We start from the raw sequence: 20,266 nt of genomic DNA, 5'->3' as shown, positions 1-20,266 counted from the left end.
CTCATGTTGGGCGAAATCTCAACGGAAACCGTATTCTGCTCGCATTCCGCCGAGCAGGGAGACGCGTATGAGTTCAGATACCCCCGTCGAGAGCAAGGGGCTCAAGGGCGGCGCGATGGGGCTGCTTTCCAGCGTCGTCGTCGGGCTCGCCTCTACGGCACCGGCCTACAGCCTGGCCGCCACCCTGGGTTTGATCGTCGCGAGCGGCGGCGCCTTGCTCGCCGGGGTCAAGGCGCCTGCCATTGTGCTGATCTCGTTCATCCCGATTTATCTCATCGCGGTGGCCTATCAGGAGCTGAACAAGGCCGAGCCGGACTGCGGCACCACCTTTACCTGGGCGTCCCGCACCTTCGGGCCGATTGTCGGATGGCTCGGCGGCTGGGGCATCATCGCCGCCGATGTCATCGTGATGGCCAACCTGGCTCAGATCGCGGGCGCCTATTCGTTCACGTTTGTCGGTGATCTGGGGTGGACCGCGGCGGCGAGTCTGGCCGACAGCACCCTGTGGTCGACCGTGGCGGGCGTTCTGTGGATCGTGATCATGACCTACATCTGCTACCGCGGTATCGAAGTCTCGGTGCGGCTGCAGTACGCACTCTTGCTGGTCGAGATGGTTGTTCTGGTGGCTGTGTCGATCATCGCGTTGATCAAGGTCTACACCCATAACGCCGAGGCGTACTCACTACTGCCCTCGTTGTCCTGGTTCTGGCCTGGGGGTATGGACTTCGGCACCGTCATCGCGCCCGCCGTGCTGACGACGATCTTCATCTACTGGGGGTGGGATACCGCAGTGGCCTGTAACGAGGAGTCCGATGACCCGGGACGCACGCCCGGGCGCGCCGCGGTGCTGTCTACCTTCCTGCTGCTGGCCACCTATGCGCTGGTCAGTGTGGCAGCGGTGGCGTTCGCGGGAGTCGGCACCGAGGGGATAGGCCTGGGCAATCAGGAGAATGCCGCCGACGTGTTCAAGGCCATCGGTCCTGAACTGTTCGGCGATAGCTTCCTCGGGCATGTGGGGATGCTCTTGCTCTCCGCCTCTATCCTGACGTCGGCCTCGGCCTGCACCCAGACCACGATCCTGCCGACTGCCCGCACCACTTTGTCGATGGGTGTCTACAAGGCGCTGCCGGATTCGTTCGCATCGATCCACCGCAGGTATCTGACGCCCACCACCTCCACCGTGGCGATGGGTGCGGTCTCGATCGTGTGCTACGTGCTCTTTACGATCATCAGCACCAATCTGCTCACCGCCCTGATCGGGTCGGTAGGTCTGATGATCGCCTTCTACTACGGGCTCACCGGCTTCGCGTGTGTGTGGTTTTACCGCCGGACACTCACGCAGAGTGCGCGCAATTTCATGATGCGTGGTGCGATCCCCTTGCTTGGTGGAATCGCGCTGACGGTCATCTTCGCCTACGGGCTGATCCAGTACGCCAAGCCCAGCTGGCTCATCGATGACGCCGGTAACAACGTCACCGTCTTCGGAGTCGGGGCCGTGGCGGTGGTCGGTATCGGCGCGCTGGTGCTCGGCGTCGTGCTGATGCTGTTGTGGCGAGTGGCGGCGCCGCCGTTCTTCCAGGGAGAGACGCTGCCACGGCGCAGTGCGGACCTGGTGCTGGCTCCTGCCGGGGCCACCACCCATTTCGGACTGCCCGATGCGGTTGAGGCGCAGCAGACCGTTATCGCCGGCGATCTGTCCAATCTCCCGGAAGGGGAGGTCGCGGTGAATCCGCAGACAGGTGAGGAATTCAGCAGGGATTAGAGCGAGCGAGCGCCGCGCCGGCAGCAGCAGCGGCGTCGTAGTCGGGAATCCAGTTGCCGGTGAGGATCTCGATGAGCTGTGCTGCTTGCTGCTGCGGAGTCAGGTCGACAGAGCGATAGACGTGCCCTGTCTGGCGGGCGTTCCGTTGAACCCGGGTGGTGCGATCACGCCGCAGTGACTCGTACAGGCCCAGGCGCCGGGGGATGTCAGCGGCCGAGGCGCCTGCCAACACGGTGGCCAGTACGACGGCGTCCTCGATCGACATGTTCGCACCCTGGCCGAGGTGGGGTGTCATGGGATGCACCGCGTCACCCAGCAGCGCGATGCGATCGGTGGTCCATCGGCTCAAGGGCTTTCGGTCGTACAGACCCCAGCGGAAGGTTTCCGTCATCGCCTCGACGACGCGCTGCACCGGCCGATCCCACCCCGCGAACTCGACGGCGAGCTCCGCGACGTCGCCGGGCGCGGTCCAGGATTCCTCGGCGTCGAGATTGTTCGCGGTGAAGGCGACCACGTTAAGCAGCCGGCGTTGGGAGACCGGGTAGATCAGGAAACTGCGTCCGGGGCCGAGCCACATCTGCATGCTGTCCAGATCGACCGCGCCACCGAGGGGTTCCACCGGGATTAGGCCGCGATAGGCCATGATGCCGTCACTGGACAGCTCAACCGGGTCGGCCACCACGCGCTGCACTGCCGAGTGGATGCCGTCGGCTCCCACCGCGATGTCGGCATGTTCCTCGGACCCGTCGGCGAAAACGATGCGCACCTCGTTGGCCGTCTCGACGATGTCCTGGCACGGGCGTCCGAGGTGAACGGTTCCCTCAGGTAGTGCACTCAACAAGGCTTGTTGCAGTTCGCCACGGTGTACGGGTAGGGAGGTCACCGGGCGATCCGGGCTCACCGATGGCCACGCCGGGGGTACCGGCACGCCTTCTCCTTGCCACGTGTGCCAGAGGGTGCGCTCGATCGGGGTGCCCACCGCACGCACTCGATCGCCAAGGCCCACCGCGTCGAGGGCGCGCAGGCCGTTGCTCGCGATGACCACGCCCGCGCCCACCTCGCGCAGTTCGTGTGCCTTCTCGTAGACGACGACGTCGTCGATATCGTTGGCGCGCAATGCAGCTGCTGCCGTCAGCCCACCAATTCCGGCGCCGATAATCGCTACCCGCATGAGTTCGTCCTTTCCCTTGCCTTCGATATATAACGTTAGCATGCTAACTATTGTCATGCTAACCCTTAGACTGTCGGGGTGCCAGGACAACCGAGTGGAAACAGTGCGCGCGAGATCGAAGAGCTTGTCGCGGCCACGGATGCGCTGTACTTCGCAATGCGCCGGGGGCGAACGTCGCCCTCGGGCACTCAGGCGGGTATGAGTCGCTCTCAGCTTGAGCTGATGGCGCCGCTGCTCGACCGGGAGTCGATGTCTGTGAGCCAGCTCGCCGGGACGGCGGGAGTGGCGGTGCCGACGGCCACCCGTGCGCTCAAGCAGCTGGAAGAGCGCGGTGTGGTCGAGCGTGCTCGCTCGTCATCGGATGATCGACTGGTCCTGGTGGGGTTGACCTCGGCCGGGCGTGCACAGGTCATTAAGGCGCAAGCGGCCTTTCGGGCGCGGCAGCATGGGGTCTTCGCGGAGCTGACCGCTGCCGACCGCCGGGCCATGACCGCCAGCCTCACCCGGCTCGCGGCGCTGATCAACGACAATGTGGACGCGCGGGCCTAGCGTTTCGCGAAAATAATTCGGTGCCAGTCCTTTTCGGCGGTTCCGGTGATATCGCTCATGACGTGCTTGATGGTGAGGTACTCCTCGAGGGAGTAGTCGGACATGTCCTTGCCGAACCCGGACGCGCCGAATCCGCCGTGCGGCATCTCGCTGACGATGGGGATGTGATCGTTGATCCATACGCAACCCGCCTTGATCTCCCGCGATGCCCGCTGTGCGCGGTAGACGTCACGTGTCCACGCTGAGGCGGCAAGACCGTAAGCGGTGTCGTTGGCCTGCCGCAGCGCGTCGTCATCATCGGTGAATGAGCGCACGGCGAGCACCGGGCCGAAGATCTCGTCGCGATAGGCCTCGGAGGTCTCCGTGACATCGGCGATCAACGTGGGGCGGTAGAAGGATCCCGGCAGATCAGGAGAGCTTGCGCCGGTGACGATTCGGCCGCCTTGGTCGGGCGATCGATCCACGATGCTCGATACCTTGGCGCGGTGCGCGGTCGAGATCAGCGGTCCGATATCGGTATTGGGGTCCATTGGGTCACCGACGACGACCCTGCTCATCACCTCGCCGACCCCGGCGACGAAGTCGTCGTATAGATCGCGGGCGACGATGGCCCGCGTTGCGGCCGTGCAGTCTTGACCGGAGTTGATGATCGTTCCGGCAACCGCGCCCTGGATCGCGGCATCCAGGTCGGCATCGTCGAACACCACGAAGGGGGCCTTGCCGCCGAGCTCCAATTGCGTTCGATGGCCATGAACTGCCGCTGCCGCCATCACCTTTCGGCCGACGCCGGTGGACCCGGTGAAGGTCACCAAATCCACGTCGGGATGACCGGCGAGTGCACTACCGGCGTCATCGCCGCGCCCGGTGACGACGTTGAGCACGCCCGGGGGTAGTCCGGCCTCGGCAGCCAGGCGTGCCAGGGTCAGCGTGGTCAGGGGTGTCAGCTCGCTCGGTTTGATCACCACCGTGCATCCCGCCGCCAGTGCGGGCAACACTTTCCACACCGCCATCTGCAGCGGGTAGTTCCAGGGGGTGATGGTGGCGACCACCCCGGCGGCCTGCCTGCGGATGCTGGAGGTGTGGTCGGCCGAGTATTCAGCCGTCGCCTTACCCTCCAGATGCCTTGCGGCGCCAGCGAAGAACTCGACATTGTCGATGCTTCCGGGCACATCGAACTCGGAGGCCAGCCGCACGGGTTTACCGGTCTGGGCCACCTCTTCGGCCACCAGTGTGTCGGCACTGGCAGCCATCACGGCGGCGAGTGTGGCCAGGACATGCGCGCGGTCGACGGGTGTAGCGGAGGCCCAGCCGGGTCCCGCGGCCCTGGCCGCCGCGACCGCGGCGTCCACATCGGCGGGGGTGGCGAGGCTCAGTTCCGCGACGGTCGCACCGGTCGCCGGGTTGATGACACGGTGCGCTTCGCCGTGGGTGGTGACGGGGCGGCCATTGATCCAGCTGCTGGGAACGATCACCTGGCCACGGTATCGAAAATCACCGCCTGAATCCACGGATTCCATCGTCAATAGTCCACTCATTGCGGCAATTCGTCGTAAAACATTGCATAAAACGATGGAATCCGTGCACAATCGAGCTCGTGGCCAACACGAAACGACGCTTGTTGCGGGTCGCCGATCCGGGTAACAGCTCTGCGGCATTCCAGCTCGACGATGCGTCCAAGGCGATTGTCGAGGAGCTTCAGCAGGACGGTCGGCGTCCCTACGCGACCATCGGCAAGTCGGTGGGGCTCTCGGAGGCGGCTGTGCGGCAACGCGTACAGCGCATGATCGACGCCGGTGTCATGCAAATCGTGGCGGTGACCGACCCGATGCAGCTGGGGTTCGCGCGCCAGGCCATGATCGGGATCAAATGCTCCGGCGACACCACCGAGGTGGCCGATCGTCTGGCGGAGCTCGATGCCGTCGACTACGTGGTGCTGACGGCCGGAACCTTCGACGCGATCGTCGAGGTGGTCTGCGAGGACGATGACGACCTGCTAGATCTGCTGAACAAGCAGATCCGTGCGGTGCCGGGGGTGACCTCCACGGAAACCCTGGTCTATCTGAAATTAGTGAAACAGCAATATAATTGGGGTACTCGGTGACAACCGTCGATGTAGCACATGATATTTCCGGCGACCTGCAGCAGAAGGCGTCCCGCCATCTCTGGGGTCACTTCGCCCGGCACGGTGAGGGCATCTCCGTGCCCATCATCACTCGTGGTGAGGGAGTGAGGATCTGGGATGATCGTGGCAAGAGTTACCTCGACGGCCTTTCTGGATTGTTCGTCGTACAGGCCGGGCATGGCCGCGCAGAATTGGCGCAGGCCGCGGCCCGGCAAGCCGAGAAGCTTGCCTTCTTCCCGCTGTGGTCCTACGCCACCCCGACCGCGATCGAGCTGGCCGACCGCATCGCCGGGTACGCCCCGGGCGACCTGAACCGTGTCTTCTTCACCACCGGCGGAGGAGAAGCGGTGGAGAGTGCGTGGAAGCTGGCTAAGCAGTTCTTCAAGCTGACCGGGAAACCCGGTAAACACAAGGTGGTTTCGCGCGCCATCGCTTATCACGGAACCCCACAGGGCGCACTGGCCATCACCGGCCTGCCGGCGTTCAAGGCGCCCTTCGAACCGCTGACCCCGGGCGGATTCCGTGCACCGAACACGAACTTTTATCGGGCGCCGGAGCCATATGCGCACGATGCCAAGGCATTCGGGCGTTACTGCGCCGACCGGATTGCCGAGGCGATCGAATTCGAGGGACCCGATACCGTGGCGGCGGTGTTCCTCGAACCCGTGCAGAACGCGGGCGGTTGTTTCCCGCCGCCGCCGGGTTACTTCGAGCGGGTGCGCGAAATCTGCGACGAGTACGACGTGCTGTTGGTGTCCGACGAGGTGATCTGCGCCTTCGGTCGCATCGGATCGATGTTCGCCTGCGAGGATTTCGGATACCAGCCGGACATCATCACCTGCGCCAAGGGCATGACATCCGGGTACTCGCCGATCGGGGCGATGATTGCCACGGATCGTCTGTTCGAGCCGTTCAACGACGGCAAGACCACCTTCCCGCACGGATATACCTTTGGCGGACATCCTGTTTCGGCGGCGGTGGCGCTTGCCAATCTCGACATCTTCGAACGTGAGGGACTCAACGACCGGGTGCGTGAGAACGCGCCGGTGTTCCGGGCCACCCTGGAGAAACTTCACGACCTGCCGATCGTCGGTGATGTGCGCGGCGAGGGGTACTTCTACGGGATCGAGCTGGTCAAGGACAAACAGAGCAAGGCGACCTTCAGTAACGAAGAAAGCGAAAGATTGCTCCGCGGCTTCCTGTCCACGGCGCTGTGGGATGCGGGCCTGTACTGCCGCGCCGACGACCGTGGCGACCCCGTGATTCAGCTTGCGCCACCGCTGATTTCCGGAAAACCGGAGTTCGATGCGATCGAGGAGATCCTGCGTGGCGTGCTCACCGAGGCTTGGGCCCGGTTATAAGTATGAGGGTTCTCATTGTGGGTGCCGGGGGAGTGGGCAGCGCGGCCGCATTCATCGCGGCCCGTCGAGAGTTCTTCGAGACGCTGGTGATCGCGGACTACGACATGGCACGGGCGCAGGCGGTGGTGGATCGTCTCGGCGATCCACGGTTCGCGGCGGCCCGCATCGATGCCTCCTCGGCCGATGATGTCGCGGCGCTGTGCCGCGAGCATCGAATCACCCATGCGCTCAACGCGGTTGATCCTCGATTCGTCATGAGCGTCTTCGGGGGATGTTTCGCCGCAGGGGTCACCTACCTCGATATGGCGATGAGCCTGTCGCATCGCCATCCGGACAGGCCCTACGAACTGCCCGGGGTGATGCTCGGTGACGAACAGTTCGCCGCGGCCCAAAAGTGGGAGTCCGCGGGGTTGTTGGCGTTGGTGGGCATAGGAGTGGAGCCAGGTCTTAGCGATGTGTTCGCGCGGTACGCCGCCGACCACCTGTTCTCTGAGATCGACGAGCTGGGCACCCGGGACGGCTCCAACCTGGAGGTACAGGGTCACCGGTTCGCCCCGTCGTTCTCCATCTGGACGACCATCGAGGAATGTCTCAATCCGCCGTTGATCTGGGAACGCGATAGGGGGTTCTTCACCACCGAACCCTTCAGTGAACCCGAGGTTTTCGACTTCCCGGGAGGCATCGGCCCTGTCGAATGCGTCAACGTCGAGCACGAGGAAGTGGTGCTCATGCCGCGCTGGGTGAACGCCCGGCGGGTGACGTTCAAGTACGGCCTCGGTGCCGAGTTCATCAATGTGCTGCGCACTCTGCGTCTGGTCGGGCTGGACAGCACCGACCCGGTGAGCGTTCACGCCGAGGGCGGTGATGCCGCCGTCAGTCCACGCGATGTGGTGGCGGCGTGCCTACCTGATCCGGCGGGGTTGGGGCATCTGATGCGCGGGGCCACGTGTGCGGGTCTGTGGGTCACCGGCACCGGCAAGGACGGCAGACCACGCGAGGTCTATCTGCACCACGTCGTCGACAACGAATGGACGATGGCCCGCGACGGCGCGCAATGTGTGGTGTGGCAGACCGCTGTGAACCCGATTGTGGCTCTGGAGCTGCTCGCCGAGGGTGCGTGGAGCGGCACGGGTGTGTTGGGGCCGGAGGCCTTCGACAGCCTGCCGTTCCTGGACCGACTCAATACCTTCGGCGCGCCGTGGGGCATGCAGGAGCGTGCGGCCGCTTAACCCCGCTCGAGCCCCTGATAGGGATTCGGTACCCGGCCATTGCTGGCCGCCGACAGGATGGGCAGCGTCGAGAAGGTGACCGCCGGCAGGCGCAGCGAGGTGCCGTCCACCAGCTCTGCCCGTGCCCAGGCGTGCTTGTCGAATCCGATCCCCTTGACCTGCGTCCACGGCAGCTCGCGGGTAGCCGTCAGTGTTCGTACCCGCACCGATTGGGTGTCGACCGCGGTCTGATACCGGAAAACCGCGTAGGAGAAGACGACGGGGATAACCAGCAGTGGCGCGAGGATCGGGAGATACAGGACAAAGGTCAGGATGCCGAGCGCCAGAAACCCGGACATGAAATGCGCCATCGGCGACGTCCTGATCACTGTGCGTTTCTCCTCGGTCATCCACCCATTGTCGCCGACAGTGAAGCCATGGCGAGAATCCGGCCCAGAACTCGCAGTGGCTTCACGCTCGGCGAAGCCGCTCCTAGCAGGGATTTGACTCGGACCTCCAGAAACGGCTACCGTACGCGGTGTGAACAACCCCGCCTTGCTCGTAGTAATCGGTATGCGCGTCGACGCGTAGCCCGAGTCCAAGGCAACTCGCGCACACTCGACGCGCAACCCTCGTACAGCAGACCGCTGGCGGGGGTTTTTTGTTGCCATAGGTTTTCAGTACGGACACAACAAGAGGACAGACCACCATGAGCGCACCTGCAAAGCCCAAGCCGGCTTCGGCCCCGGGGCCGGCTCCGGAATCGAACATCGTCGCACCCCAGCGCGTCACCGGCGCGCAGTCGGTAGTGCGGTCGCTTGAGGAGCTCGGCGTCGAGGTCATCTTCGGCATTCCCGGCGGTGCGGTGCTGCCCGTGTACGACCCGCTCTATGACTCGGTCAAGGTCCGGCATGTCCTGGTGCGGCATGAGCAGGGTGGCGGCCACGCCGCCAGTGGGTACGCACACGCCAGCGGCAAGGTCGGCGTCATGATGGCCACCTCCGGCCCGGGTGCCACCAACCTGGTCACCCCATTGGCCGATGCGCAGATGGACTCCATCCCGGTGGTTGCGATCACCGGGCAGGTGGGGCGGGGCCTCATCGGCACCGACGCCTTCCAGGAAGCCGATATCTCCGGCATCACCATGCCGATCACCAAGCACAACTTCCTGGTGAACAATGCCGAGGAGATCCCACGGGTCATGGCCGAGGCCTTCTACATCGCCCTGAGCGGTCGTCCCGGTGCGGTCCTCGTGGATATCCCCAAGGACGTCCTGCAAGCGCAGACGACATTCAGCTGGCCGCCGCAGATCTACCTGCCCGGCTACAAGCCCGTCACCAAGCCGCATGGCAAGCAGGTGCGTGAGGCGGTCCGGCTGATCGCCGCCGCCAAGCGTCCGGTGCTGTACGTCGGTGGCGGTGTCATCCGTGCGGACGCGTCCCCGGAACTCAAGGAATTGGCCGAATTGACCGGCATCCCCGTCGTCACCACCCTTATGGCGCGTGGTGCATTCCCCGACAGCCACGAGCTGCACATGGGTATGCCCGGGATGCACGGCACCGTCGGCGCGGTGGCTGCACTGCAGCGCAGCGATCTGCTGATCACCCTGGGCGCGCGTTTCGACGACCGCGTCACCGGGCAGCTGGACTCGTTCGCGCCGGACGCCAAGGTGATTCATGCCGATATCGACCCCGCCGAGATCGGTAAGAACCGCCACGCCGATGTGCCGATCGTCGGGGACGTGAAGAACGTCATCGCCGAGCTGACCGAGGCCATCCGGAATGATCGCGCGACCGGCGCGACCACCGACCTGTCCGAGTGGTGGGCGTACCTCTCGGGTATCCGCTCGACCTACCCGCTGGGATACGACGCACAGCACGACGGCAGCCTGGGCCCGGAGTTCGTCATCGAAACCCTGGGCAAGATCGCCGGTCCCGACGCCGTCTACGTGGCGGGCGTTGGGCAGCACCAGATGTGGGCCGCTCAGTTCATCAAGTACGAGAACCCGCGTACCTGGCTCAACTCCGGTGGCCTGGGCACGATGGGCTTCGCGGTGCCCGCTGCCATGGGTGCCAAGATGGCGCGGCCCGAGGCCGAGGTGTGGGCCATCGACGGTGATGGCTGCTTCCAGATGACCAACCAGGAGTTGGCCACCTGCGCTATCGAGGGCGTGCCCATCAAGGTGGCGCTCATCAACAACGGCAACCTGGGCATGGTGCGTCAGTGGCAGACCCTGTTCTACGACAAGCGCTACTCGCAGACCGATTTGGCGACACACTCGCGTCGCATCCCCGATTTCGTGAAGCTGGCTGAGGCGCTTGGCTGCGTCGGATTACGTTGCGAGCGTGAAGAGGACGTGGCCAAGGTGATCGAAGAGGCCCGCGCCATCAATGATCGCCCGGTGGTCATCGACTTCATCGTCGGTGCCGACGCCCAGGTGTGGCCGATGGTCGCGGCCGGCACCAGCAATGACGAGATCCAGGCGGCCCGGGGCATCCGGCCGCTGTTCGACGACGATGATTTGGTGGCTGACGAATGACAAGTACTCACACCCTGAGCGTTCTGGTCGAGGACCGTCCCGGTGTGCTCGCCCGTGTCTCCGCGTTGTTTTCCCGTCGTGGGTTCAACATCGCCTCGCTGGCGGTGGGGCCGACGGAACTCAAAGGTATTTCGCGCATGACCATTGTCGTCACCGTCGACGATTTTCCGCTGGAACAGGTCACCAAGCAGCTCAACAAGCTCATCAACGTGATCAAGATCGTCGAACAGGACGAAGCCAATTCGGTGGCCCGCGAGCTGGTGCTCGTCAAGGTGCGCGCCGATGCGACGGTGCGCGCACAGGTGATCGAAGTGGTGAACCTGTTCCGTGCCAAGGTGGTGGATGTGTCGCCGGAGTCGGTGACCATCGAGGCGACGGGCACCCAGTCCAAGCTGGATGCACTGATGCGGATGCTCGACCCGTACGGTATTCGGGAGATCGTGCAATCCGGTGTGGTCGCGCTATCGCGTGGCCCGCGGTCCATCGCCGCCGCGAAGTAGAAGTCATAAAGACGTCAAAAGAAGAAGTAAGAAGGGAACAGCACTGTGGCAGTTGAGATGTTCTACGACGATGATGCGGACCTGACCCTGATTCAGGGACGCAAGGTCGGCGTTATCGGGTACGGCAGTCAGGGACACGCGCACTCGCTGAGCCTGCGCGACTCCGGCGTTCAGGTGAAGGTCGGTCTGCGCGAGGACTCCAAGTCGCGCGAGAAGGTCACCGAGCAGGGCCTCGAGGTCGACACCCCCGAAGCGGTCGCCAAGTGGGCCGACGTCATCATGATCCTGGCGCCCGACACCGCGCAGGCCCAGATCTTCACGAATGAGATCGAGCCGCACCTCAAGGACGGCGACGCGCTGTTCTTCGGTCACGGCCTGAACATCCACTTCGGTCTGATCAAGCCCCCGGCCAACGTCACGGTTGCCATGGTCGCCCCCAAGGGACCCGGTCACCTGGTGCGTCGCCAGTTCGTCGATGGCAAGGGTGTTCCGGCGCTCATCGCCGTGCACCAGGACCCCAAGGGCGAGGGCCAGGCCCTCGCGCTGTCCTATGCCAAGGGCATTGGTGGCACCCGCGCTGGCGTCATCAAGACCGACTTCAAGGAAGAGACCGAGACCGACCTGTTCGGTGAGCAGGCCGTGCTCTGCGGTGGCACCGAGGAACTGGTCAAGACCGGGTTCGATGTCATGGTCGAGGCCGGGTACGCCCCCGAGATGGCGTACTTCGAGGTGCTGCACGAGCTCAAGCTGATCGTCGACCTCATGTACGAGGGCGGCATCGCGCGCATGAACTACTCGGTGTCCGACACCGCGGAGTTCGGTGGATACCTGTCGGGTCCGCGCGTCATCGACGCAGGCACCAAGCAGCGGATGAAGGACATCCTCAAGGACATCCAGGACGGCACCTTCGTCAAGCGCCTCGTCGCCAACGTCGAGGGCGGCAACAAGGAGCTCGAGGGTCTGCGCAAGGAGAACGCCGAGCACCCGATCGAGGTCACCGGCAAGAAGCTGCGCGACCTGATGAGCTGGGTCGATCGGCCGATCACCGAGACCGCTTAGTTTCTCGCTGTCAAAAGCCCCCGGCATGCCAACGCGTGCCGGGGGCTTTTGCGTGCGGCGAAACCGTCTCCCGTATTTCATGGATCGATTAGCCTGGCTTCGTCGCGAATTCACGAATGTGGGAGTGGTGACATGGCCGAATCCAAGACGGGCTTATGGGTAGCGCTCATTGGTGGGGTCGCGACCATTGTCGCCGCGTTCTTCGCCTACCTGGGTGTGAAGTCGGCGAACGAGGATAAGTCGGACCCGCCACCCCGGGACACGGCCTCAGCGGCGCCCGCCGAGAAAAAGGTCAAGATTCCCATCAACACCGGCGTCGTATTCGGAACCATAGTCGTGCCACCGCCTTACAAGACCACGGTTGTATTTTCCGACCCATACTCCGTCGCGCCCTTGGGTGAAATTTTTGGTGGTCAACAGGTAGAGATTGTCTGCATTGCCCAGGGACCTGTCAGTCCCGGTTCGGTTCTCGGCCAGACTTCCAACTGGGCCAGGATCAAGTACAACAACGGAATTGCCTACATCAACGACGGGATGGTCGGCACACCTACCAAGCCCCCGCCTGTGCCGCCGTGTGAGTAGCGTGGGCAGGTGGATACTGGAACTCGATGACCACCTCCCGTTCGACCTCCGTCGCTTCCCGACTCGTCGCCCCCGCCGCTGTCGCGGGCGTGACGGCAGCGGGTTGTGTGGCCGTGTGGTTCGGTGACCCGACAACGCCTGGGGGAGTGCTCCCGGTTTGCCCGTTCAAGGCACTCACCGGCCTTGACTGTCCCGCGTGCGGCGGTCTGCGCATGGTCTATTCGGTGATGCATGGCGACGTGCTCGGTGCGTTGCGCTATAACGCGGTTGCGTTGGTGGCCTTGGGATTTCTCACGGTGTGCTTCGTCGCATGGACGCGCAGCCGCTGGCGGGGCGAGGCCGACTGGAATCCGCCATGGCTGCGCGGATGGGTGCCGGCGATCATCGTGGTGGTGTTTGTGGCCTGGTTCGCCATCAGGCTGATTCCGATCGCGCCGTTTACCGCGCTGCGGGTGTGACTCCCTACGCGGACTGCTCCATGAGCTCGCGAGCGTTCTCTCCCAACGTAATACCGTCATCGCCGATGAACAGGCGGGAGATCTCGCGGGCCAGCGGCTCGAGTGTGAACGGTACGAAGGCGGGCTGCGCAAGTCGCAGGAGCATCGCCAGCACCGGGTCGGCGATCCGGGGAATTCCCAAATGGCGCCGTACCTTTGGTGGCACCACCGCAACGGAGGGGACGGCGGTGACGAGGGTGATCGCGGCAACCGCGGCCGCCGTCAGTCCGCCGAAGCCACGCGCGTTTCTGATCACTGACAGGGCGAATCGCATGCCGCCCGGCACAAAACCTTTCACCATCCGGTACTCGGACTCGATCGAGGCGTAGTAGGCCTCCACCTCCTCGGAGGTTACCGGCACCGTGTCCGGATCGGCCCCCATGAGTTCGGCGAACGCCTTGACCTCTGAAAAGAATTGGTCGCGTTGGGCTTGGGGGAGGCGCCGTGGGATGAGACGTCCGGGTGCGGGTGTGTTCTCGTAGATCCGCAGTGCCGCATGCATGATCGTCACGTGGGCGAAGAGGATCAGCGCTGGCCCCTGCGCGTCGTAGGGCCGGTCGGTGCCGGGAATGACACCCTTCATGTTGCGGTGGTAGTGGCGTAGGTGCGCGGAGAGGGCGTCAGCGCTCGCGGTGTCGCCGAAGATGATCGGTATCGGCACCCCGGCCGTGCGTTGAATGCGTTTGACGGTGTCATCGAAGTCGATCTGGTTGCGCTTGCTCTTGGTGAACACCGGATCGTGGTTGATCTCGACGGCCTGCAGCCCCTCGTGGCTGCCCTCCAGGAGCGCGGTCACCAGGACGATCATCGGTGCCACGGAGGGATGTAGAAACACCTTCCACGTCACCGAGCCGGGGCCGAAGTAGCCGTAATCGGGGTGTCCGTCGGGGCCAGTGCGTTGTCCGGCGGGGGTGGGGCCGTCTCCGCGGCGCCAAATCCGGGCCTTGGCATCGCCTCGTGGCGGCATACCTGAAGAGCGTGGAGTCGTGGCGTGTGTAGCTGCGCTTGGCATCGTTGCCTCCCAGGGAGCGGTTCGCTTCCCCCTATTGGAGACGTTAACAACGCCAGTTGTCAACAGTAGTGGCGCAACAGTTATGGAAGTGGCTCCCGCTGTGCAATCTCCGCCGGCTACCGGCGGTTGGCGTCGATCAGGTCCAGGCCCAGTGCGGTGGCCTGATGAATAACCGCTTTGCCGTCGCGGCGGCTGTGAACCAACCGCGCCTGCCGCAACGCCGAGGTGTGTTCGGACGCCGACGCGGGGCTGATACCGAGATCGCGGGCGATGTCGCCGGTGGTGTGCTCCTCGGTCAGCACGCGCAGTACGGCCGCTCGAGTCGACCCGAGTATCGTTGCCAGGGGGTCAGATTCTGTTCCCACACAAAGGGTTAGGTCGATTGGTGCGGGGTAAGCCAGGACGACTGGATGGTCGCCAAGCTCGCCGACTAGCGGTGGCCCCGCCCAGAAAACGCTAGGTGTCAACACGAGGCCGCGGCCGCGTAAGGCGATGGTCTGGCGCTGTGGGCTGTCGATCTCCAGACAATCGCCATTCCATCGTGCGCCGGGGACGATTTTGCCGAGCGTGGCCCGCACGCCGTGGCGCGCCATCATGCGGCCCTGCCTGACAAGTTCAATCTGATGGTTCGCCTGGATATCGGGCCAGTAGGGTTCCAGCACCGCTCTATAGGCGTTCTTTGTCGTGCGCCCTAAGGCCACGTTGGCCGCGCGATCCCCTGCGATGGCGTGCCGAAGATAATGTGGTGCACCAGCACCTTCGGTGGGGCCGCGCCCGAAAACCGCCAACTCCGCCCGCGCCTGTTGCTGACTCAGCTCTTCGATGGACCGCATACCCTCATCGAAATTGTCGCCCAGCACGGTGGGTGACAACGACCATGAAAAGTGGCTTACCACAGCCCGTCCCGGGGCCACCGCGATGGGGAATGCCGCCAGTGCGCGACAACGCCACCGCTCGCCCCACGGTGTACGAATACCGTGCCGCAGCGCTCGTGCCGCGAACTTCATCTCTAACAAGGGGGCAGGCATCGGCAGAAACCGCGTCAAAGCAAGGTCATTCGCGGTGAACATGAGTTGCAACACGCTGACCTACAACCCGCTGCAGACCGCTTTGACGAGCATCTCAACACAATATGCCCTTATCTTTCGGTACACCCGCGAAACATCGTGCTGCGTGGAAACGTTGGGAGCTCAAACTAAGTCTGGAACCGCATGGGGATACTCAGCGGTCCCCGAATGGCGGGGGTGTCTCGCCAGGTGACGGGACCGGTGACCACAGGTTGGCGTGCCAGGATCTCACGAATGGCCACCGTGGCCTCCAGCCTCGCGAGCGCCGAGCCCAGGCAATGGTGCGCGCCATATCCGAAGGCCAACGGCGGGGTGTTCTTGCGGTCGAACCGGAATTCTGCGGGATCGGCGAATACCTGCGGATCGCGGTTTGCGGCCGCGATCGCGATGAGTACCGTCTGGCCCTCCAGGATTGTGTTCCCGGCGAGGCTATGGTCCTGCGTCGCCACGCGCGCGGTGCCCTGCACCGGGCCGTCGAGTCGCAGCAGTTCGGTGATGACCGCCGGGTCATCGGGGTCGATGTGATCGGCCAGCCTGGTTCCGTCGGCGCGCGCCGCGAGCAGCCGAAGCATGCTTGCCCCCAAGAGATTTGCCGTCGTCTCATGGCCCGCTATCGCGATCGTGAATGTCATGGTGACCACGTCTTCTAACGACAGGCCGGTATCGGATGCGATCAGGCTGAGGAGGTCGTCACCGGGATGCGCGCGTCGATCCGCGGCCAGGGGTAGCAACTCGGTAGCGAGGGTCGCCCCGGCCGCGGTGCCTGCCATGACGGTCTCGACGTCGGCGAAGGCACCCAGCATCTGAATGATGATCGGAGATTCCTCGCGCAGGACGGCTGACGATGAGTCATCCAGGCCCAGCCATTCACCAATGATGGCGATCGGCAGCGGCAACGCGATATCGGTCATGAAATCGAAAGACTCTCCTGCCGCGTGGTATTCGATGACCTGAGCGGTGATGGACTGCACGCCCTCGCGTAGGCCGGCAATGAATCCGGGGGTGAACACGTCTCGGACAGCGCCCCTGAGCTCGGTGTGGTCTGGTCCGTCGGCGAAGAGAATGTTTCTGCCGAAGTTGGACAGATCGAGGTACTCGGGGGCCGAGGCTCGCATCTGAGGGCTGGCTAGCGGATCACTCGACCAGCCGGCGCCGCCCAGTACTTCGCGGGCCGGGTGATAGCCGAGAACCACCCAGGTGCCGGCCTTCTCGTCCCACACCACGTCACCGCGAGCTCGGAGGTTTTCGTAGTAGAGGTAGGGGTCCCGTGAGTCCCAGGGGATCCGCGGTGCGATGGGCTTAGCAGTGGTCATGGTGATCCAATCCGAAGGGCAGGCCGCGGTCACGGACCCAGGCGACGTGCTGTTTACCTAGTGGGGAAACGGGTTCGGCGACGCCATCGAGGTCGTCGAGTAGCGCGCGGGTGTGTAGCGTCGCGTTCAGCGTTGCGGACAAGGCGCTGATGTTCAGATTGATCCTGGCCAGGAAAATCAGGTCGCTGGGGATCGACATCTGATGCAACGTTTGGAAATTGAGCAGGGATCGGGTGCCACCGTTCGATACCTCATGCGTGAATGTCACGGGTTGAGTGGCGCGGATGTCTTGCACGGTCGACCCGAGCCAGTCAAAGATGTCCTGTTCCGAAAGCGGCGAATCGATCGCGAAGTAGCCGGCGTCGACCATGAGCTGACGCAAGTCTTTCCGGCGTTCCTCGGCGGCCGCGCGAATCATCTGCACGAGCCGGTAGCGCAAGGTCTCGGGCACCACTTTGATGCAGCCGAAATCGACGAAACCGACGGACCCGTCCATGCCGAATCGATAGTTGCCCGGATGCGGATCGGCGTGAAACAGGTTGGCATGCCGAAATGACCCGGTGCTGAAACGCCAGATCGTCTCCACCCAAGCGTCTTTGAGATCCTGATCGGCCTGCTGGGCCGCTGTCCAATCCAGTCCGTCCAGGTATGTCATGGTGAGTACCCGATTGCCGGACGCTTCGGAAATCACCTCGGGTATCCGGATGAACGGATGGTCCCGGTATAGCTCCGCGAAGGTTTGAATGTTGTCGGCCTCGTGCCGATAGTCCAACTCCTCGGAAATGCGTGCGGACACCTCGTCCGCCATCAGGCGATGGTCCAGCTGTGGCCTCGGTCCGGCGATCCCCGTCGCGAACCGCAGAAAGGTGGCCATCAGCTCCGCGTTCGACAGATCATGCCTAATGGCATGTGCCACACCCGGATACTGGATCTTGACCGCTACCGGACGGCCGTCGTGAAGGGTTGCCCGATGGACCTGGCCGATCGATGCCGCGGCCATCGGATCATCGCTGAATTCGGAGAACAGTTTCTCGATCGATCGCCCGAGATCCTCTTCGAGGGCCTGGCGTGCCAATAACGGATGCATGGGCGGTGCGTCGGCCTGCAGTCGCGTCAGTGCGTTCTGATACGGCGAGAGCTGGCTGTATCCGTGGGACGCGATATCGGCGACCGAGAAGATTTGGCCGGCCTTCATGAGGACGCCTTTGGAGTGCCCGAGTAGTTCGGTGTAGCGCTCGGCGGTCTTCTCGTGGAACCGGTCGACGGCTCCCGTGTCTCCGGCTTTTTCGCGTAGGCCCGCGACGAGTCGTCCGCCTGCGGCGCGGGCGGTGAAGCCGGCCAGCGGCATAGTGCGCCGGATGCGGCCGTGGGGGATCGGGCTGGATGTCGCAGGCTTCGCGGCTCCGGGGTTGTCGCTCATAGCTGGGCACCGACCTTTGGTTGTTCCCGCGGTTCTAGTCCGAAGGGCAGTCCACGTTGACGGACCCAGGCCACATGCTGAATGCCCAGGGGCGTGCTGGGTTCAGCGATACCCGTCATGTCCTCGACGACGGCGCGCGCGTTCACCGTGGCTCCTAGCTTCGACAGCGTCGACCGCACACCGAGCGGTACCCGGACGAAGTAGATGAGGTCGGGCGGCAGCGCAATACGGGCTGAAAGCGAATCTGGGCCGCTGGTGTCCAGCGTGGCCAGGTTTCGGTTGATCAGCTGTGGGGTATAGGTAACCGGCTGCGGCCCAACAACATCCGGGTTGTTCTGATCCATCCATTGATGTGCTTCCTCCGTCGTCATGGTGGTTCCGGTGGCGATGAATCCGGCTTCCGTCATGACTGCGTGAAGGTCTGCTGTGCGCTTCTGCAGGTTGGCGACGATCATCTGCAGCCATGCGAGACGAAGGCGCTCAGGAATGATCTTCACGGAGCCAAAGTCGACAATCCCGATGGAGCCATCCATGCCGAACCGGTAGTTCCCCGTGTGCAGGTCCGTGTAGAAGGCCGACGCGTGCTGCAGAGGTGACAGGCTGAATCTCCACAGTGCCTCTCCCCACGTGTCTTTGAGGTCCTGGCTGGATTCCTGAGCCTGAGCCCAGTCGATCCCGTCAACGTAGGTCATGGTGAGCACCCGGACGCTGGAGAGCTCCGGCACGGCCTGCGGGACGCGGATGAACGGATGCCCTCCGAACAGCTCGTGGAACGTGGTGATGTTGGCGGCCTCACGGCGATAGTCGAGTTCCTCGGCGATCCGTTCCGAGATGTCTCGCGCGGTGGCGCGCAGATCTATCGCGACACTGCGACCGAGTAGTGACAAGAAGGTTCGAAGGAAGGTCGTGACGAGTTCGGTATTGGCGAGGTCCTCCCGAATAGCTTGTGCCACACCGGGATATTGGATTTTGACCGCGACCTCGCGACCGTCGTGAAGGACCGCACGGTGGACCTGGCCGATGGACGCCGACGAGATAGGCTCGTCGGTGAACTTCGCGAACGCCTGGTCCGTTGTCAGTCCCAGCTCCGACTCGAGGATGCTGCGTGCCAACGCGGGGGCCATCGGAGGCGACTGGGTCTGGAGTCGGGTCATCGCCCGCTCGTAGGGGGCGGCGCGGCCATCGCCGAGGGCGCTGCTGTCGATGCTCGAGAAGATCTGGCCGGCCTTCATGAGGACGCCCTTCGAGTGCCCGAGGAGTTCGGCGTAGCGCTCGGCGGTCTTCTCGTGAAAGCAGTCGACGGCGCCGGCGTCACCAGCCTTCTCACGCAATCCCGCGACGAGCCGTCCGCCCGCGGCACGGGCGGTGAAGCCGACCAGCGGCATGGTGCGCCGGATCCTGCCCCTAGGCACTAGCTCCTCTGCCATGGCTGCCTCCTACCGCTGAGCCGTCCCAGCTGTTAAAGTACTCACTGAGTCACACTAAGTGATTACTTTGGAGGCGTCAATGGGTGAGATTTCTACCAAGGAGCGCCTGGTCACCGAGGCCATGCGGTTATTCGGTGAGCAGGGGTACAAGGCCACCAGCGTGGCGCAGATCGAGAAGGCCGCCGGTCTCACGCCAGGCTCGGGCGGGCTGTATCACCACTTCAAATCGAAGGAGGCGCTGCTTGAGGCCGGTATCGACCGCCAGCTCGACCGTCGCAGCGCAATGCGCGACATCCGCGCGCTCTTCGGCGGCCTCGGAGATCTGCGTAATGAACTGACCATGATGGGGCGCTACATCTTGGCGATACTCGACGAGGAATCGCAGCTGTTGCAGATCGTCTCCAGCGTGCCGTCTGGCCGCCCCGCGCGGCTCGATGACGCCTACGCGGCGCTGTTCGACAGCCTGTACGGAGAACTGACCGATTGGGTCCATGGCTGGGCGCCCGGTATCGATAAGCAGGACGCGGAATCGATTGGGGTGCTTGGCGTCAATGCGCTTCTGGGCAAGCGTGCGACCAACACGGTGTTCCGAAGGCCCGGTCTTGATATCGCCGACGAGGACTACATCGCGGAGTGGACGGCCATGCTGGCCACGAGGATCGAGTCGCTGCGTTAGT

At 63.9% G+C, this 20,266-nt stretch carries 19 protein-coding genes; 11 read left to right on the top strand and 8 right to left on the bottom strand.

The window, feature by feature from the left end:
* The first annotated feature begins 67 nt into the window (after positions 1-67).
* Positions 68-1,762, top strand: coding sequence for an APC family permease (locus DSM43276_RS15640; RefSeq protein WP_078329726.1), 1,695 nt, complete (start codon positions 68-70; stop codon positions 1,760-1,762).
* Here DSM43276_RS15640 and DSM43276_RS15635 read toward each other — a convergent pair.
* Positions 1,749-2,933, bottom strand: coding sequence for an FAD-dependent monooxygenase (locus tag DSM43276_RS15635; RefSeq protein ID WP_078329727.1), 1,185 nt, complete (start codon positions 2,931-2,933; stop codon positions 1,749-1,751). The genes DSM43276_RS15640 and DSM43276_RS15635 overlap by 14 nt on opposite strands.
* A gap of 78 nt (positions 2,934-3,011) precedes the next feature.
* On the opposite strand from DSM43276_RS15635, the gene DSM43276_RS15630 reads away from it, so the two are divergent.
* The gene (locus DSM43276_RS15630; RefSeq protein WP_078323951.1) at positions 3,012-3,482 is read left to right on the top strand and encodes a MarR family winged helix-turn-helix transcriptional regulator; all 471 of its coding nucleotides are present in this window, start codon (positions 3,012-3,014) and stop codon (positions 3,480-3,482) included.
* Here the strand turns inward: DSM43276_RS15630 and DSM43276_RS15625 are convergent.
* Positions 3,479-4,954, bottom strand: coding sequence for a gamma-aminobutyraldehyde dehydrogenase (locus DSM43276_RS15625; protein WP_109556106.1), 1,476 nt, complete (start codon positions 4,952-4,954; stop codon positions 3,479-3,481). The genes DSM43276_RS15630 and DSM43276_RS15625 overlap by 4 nt on opposite strands.
* A gap of 122 nt (positions 4,955-5,076) precedes the next feature.
* Between DSM43276_RS15625 and DSM43276_RS15620 the strand changes: the two genes are divergently transcribed.
* The 3 genes from DSM43276_RS15620 to DSM43276_RS15610 are packed head-to-tail and all read left to right on the top strand — an operon-like array spanning position 5,077 to position 8,194.
* Positions 5,077-5,583 carry an Lrp/AsnC family transcriptional regulator gene (locus DSM43276_RS15620; RefSeq protein WP_078323953.1) on the top strand — a complete coding sequence of 169 codons (507 nt, stop codon included), beginning with the start codon at positions 5,077-5,079 and terminating at the stop codon, positions 5,581-5,583.
* Positions 5,580-6,965: an aspartate aminotransferase family protein gene (locus DSM43276_RS15615; protein ID WP_078329729.1), complete on the top strand. Its 1,386-nt coding sequence runs from the start codon at positions 5,580-5,582 to the stop codon at positions 6,963-6,965. Before DSM43276_RS15620 ends, DSM43276_RS15615 begins: the two co-directional genes overlap by 4 nt.
* Before the next feature lie 2 nt (positions 6,966-6,967).
* Complete coding sequence (locus DSM43276_RS15610; protein WP_078329730.1) at positions 6,968-8,194, top strand: saccharopine dehydrogenase family protein; 1,227 nt, start codon at positions 6,968-6,970, stop codon at positions 8,192-8,194.
* Here DSM43276_RS15610 and DSM43276_RS15605 read toward each other — a convergent pair.
* Positions 8,191-8,583 carry a PH domain-containing protein gene (locus DSM43276_RS15605; protein ID WP_078323956.1) on the bottom strand — a complete coding sequence of 131 codons (393 nt, stop codon included), beginning with the start codon at positions 8,581-8,583 and terminating at the stop codon, positions 8,191-8,193. The genes DSM43276_RS15610 and DSM43276_RS15605 overlap by 4 nt on opposite strands.
* A 299-nt stretch (positions 8,584-8,882) precedes the next feature.
* Here DSM43276_RS15605 and DSM43276_RS15600 point away from each other — a divergent pair, with 299 nt between their 5' ends.
* From DSM43276_RS15600 to DSM43276_RS15580, 5 genes are all read left to right on the top strand, one after another.
* Positions 8,883-10,712, top strand: a complete 1,830-nt coding sequence (locus DSM43276_RS15600; RefSeq protein WP_078329731.1) for an acetolactate synthase large subunit — start codon at positions 8,883-8,885, stop codon at positions 10,710-10,712.
* Positions 10,709-11,212 (top strand): acetolactate synthase small subunit, encoded by a 504-nt coding sequence (gene ilvN / locus DSM43276_RS15595; RefSeq protein WP_078323958.1) that lies wholly within the window; start codon positions 10,709-10,711, stop codon positions 11,210-11,212. The genes DSM43276_RS15600 and ilvN overlap by 4 nt, the downstream gene beginning before the upstream one ends.
* Before the next feature lie 57 nt (positions 11,213-11,269).
* Positions 11,270-12,271, top strand: a complete 1,002-nt coding sequence (ilvC, locus tag DSM43276_RS15590) for a ketol-acid reductoisomerase (protein WP_170914906.1) — start codon at positions 11,270-11,272, stop codon at positions 12,269-12,271.
* 132 nt (positions 12,272-12,403) lie between these two features.
* A complete protein-coding gene (locus DSM43276_RS15585; RefSeq protein WP_078329732.1) occupies positions 12,404-12,853 on the top strand; it encodes a hypothetical protein in 450 nt (149 codons plus the stop codon).
* Positions 12,854-12,879: 26 nt separating this feature from the next.
* A complete protein-coding gene (locus tag DSM43276_RS15580; protein ID WP_078329733.1) occupies positions 12,880-13,311 on the top strand; it encodes a DUF2752 domain-containing protein in 432 nt (143 codons plus the stop codon).
* A 4-nt stretch (positions 13,312-13,315) separates the two neighbouring features.
* Here DSM43276_RS15580 and DSM43276_RS15575 read toward each other — a convergent pair whose 3' ends face one another.
* From DSM43276_RS15575 to DSM43276_RS15555, 5 genes are all read right to left on the bottom strand, one after another.
* Positions 13,316-14,362, bottom strand: a complete 1,047-nt coding sequence (locus DSM43276_RS15575; protein WP_078329734.1) for an oxygenase MpaB family protein — start codon at positions 14,360-14,362, stop codon at positions 13,316-13,318.
* A 116-nt stretch (positions 14,363-14,478) separates the two neighbouring features.
* On the bottom strand, positions 14,479-15,444 hold the full coding sequence (locus DSM43276_RS15570) for an ArsR/SmtB family transcription factor (RefSeq protein ID WP_078329735.1): 966 nt from the start codon (positions 15,442-15,444) through the stop codon (positions 14,479-14,481).
* A gap of 113 nt (positions 15,445-15,557) precedes the next feature.
* A complete protein-coding gene (locus DSM43276_RS15565) occupies positions 15,558-16,742 on the bottom strand; it encodes a cytochrome P450 (RefSeq protein WP_078329736.1) in 1,185 nt (394 codons plus the stop codon).
* Positions 16,729-18,162 (bottom strand): ABC1 kinase family protein, encoded by a 1,434-nt coding sequence (locus DSM43276_RS15560; RefSeq protein WP_109556102.1) that lies wholly within the window; start codon positions 18,160-18,162, stop codon positions 16,729-16,731. The genes DSM43276_RS15565 and DSM43276_RS15560 overlap by 14 nt, the downstream gene beginning before the upstream one ends.
* On the bottom strand, positions 18,159-19,589 hold the full coding sequence (locus DSM43276_RS15555; protein WP_078329738.1) for an ABC1 kinase family protein: 1,431 nt from the start codon (positions 19,587-19,589) through the stop codon (positions 18,159-18,161). The genes DSM43276_RS15560 and DSM43276_RS15555 overlap by 4 nt, the downstream gene beginning before the upstream one ends.
* A gap of 79 nt (positions 19,590-19,668) precedes the next feature.
* Between DSM43276_RS15555 and DSM43276_RS15550 the strand changes: the two genes are divergently transcribed.
* Positions 19,669-20,265 carry a TetR/AcrR family transcriptional regulator gene (locus tag DSM43276_RS15550; RefSeq protein ID WP_078329739.1) on the top strand — a complete coding sequence of 199 codons (597 nt, stop codon included), beginning with the start codon at positions 19,669-19,671 and terminating at the stop codon, positions 20,263-20,265.
* Position 20,266: the final 1 nt, after the last annotated feature.

Origin of the sequence: Mycobacteroides salmoniphilum, from assembly GCF_004924335.1 — a bacterium.
Lineage (GTDB): Bacteria > Actinomycetota > Actinomycetes > Mycobacteriales > Mycobacteriaceae > Mycobacterium > Mycobacterium salmoniphilum.
The sequence above is the reverse complement of the archived record's forward strand: the minus strand, read 5'-3'. Positions and strand labels throughout refer to the sequence as shown.

Bases quoted from the DNA above. Each gene is read 5' to 3' on its own strand.
- DSM43276_RS15575 (WP_078329734.1), bottom strand. From the start codon at position 14,362: ATGCCAAGCGCAGCTACACACGCCACGACTCCACGCTCTTCAGGTATG.
- DSM43276_RS15560 (WP_109556102.1), bottom strand. From the start codon at position 18,162: ATGAGCGACAACCCCGGAGCCGCGAAGCCTGCGACATCCAGCCCGATC.
- DSM43276_RS15610 (WP_078329730.1), top strand. From the start codon at position 6,968: ATGAGGGTTCTCATTGTGGGTGCCGGGGGAGTGGGCAGCGCGGCCGCA.
- DSM43276_RS15580 (WP_078329733.1), top strand. From the start codon at position 12,880: ATGACCACCTCCCGTTCGACCTCCGTCGCTTCCCGACTCGTCGCCCCC.
- DSM43276_RS15550 (WP_078329739.1), top strand. From the start codon at position 19,669: ATGGGTGAGATTTCTACCAAGGAGCGCCTGGTCACCGAGGCCATGCGG.
- DSM43276_RS15565 (WP_078329736.1), bottom strand. From the start codon at position 16,742: ATGACCACTGCTAAGCCCATCGCACCGCGGATCCCCTGGGACTCACGG.
- DSM43276_RS15600 (WP_078329731.1), top strand. From the start codon at position 8,883: ATGAGCGCACCTGCAAAGCCCAAGCCGGCTTCGGCCCCGGGGCCGGCT.
- ilvC (WP_170914906.1), top strand. From the start codon at position 11,270: ATGTTCTACGACGATGATGCGGACCTGACCCTGATTCAGGGACGCAAG.
- DSM43276_RS15640 (WP_078329726.1), top strand. From the start codon at position 68: ATGAGTTCAGATACCCCCGTCGAGAGCAAGGGGCTCAAGGGCGGCGCG.
- DSM43276_RS15635 (WP_078329727.1), bottom strand. From the start codon at position 2,933: ATGCGGGTAGCGATTATCGGCGCCGGAATTGGTGGGCTGACGGCAGCA.
- ilvN (WP_078323958.1), top strand. From the start codon at position 10,709: ATGACAAGTACTCACACCCTGAGCGTTCTGGTCGAGGACCGTCCCGGT.
- DSM43276_RS15605 (WP_078323956.1), bottom strand. From the start codon at position 8,583: ATGACCGAGGAGAAACGCACAGTGATCAGGACGTCGCCGATGGCGCAT.
- DSM43276_RS15555 (WP_078329738.1), bottom strand. From the start codon at position 19,589: ATGGCAGAGGAGCTAGTGCCTAGGGGCAGGATCCGGCGCACCATGCCG.
- DSM43276_RS15585 (WP_078329732.1), top strand. From the start codon at position 12,404: ATGGCCGAATCCAAGACGGGCTTATGGGTAGCGCTCATTGGTGGGGTC.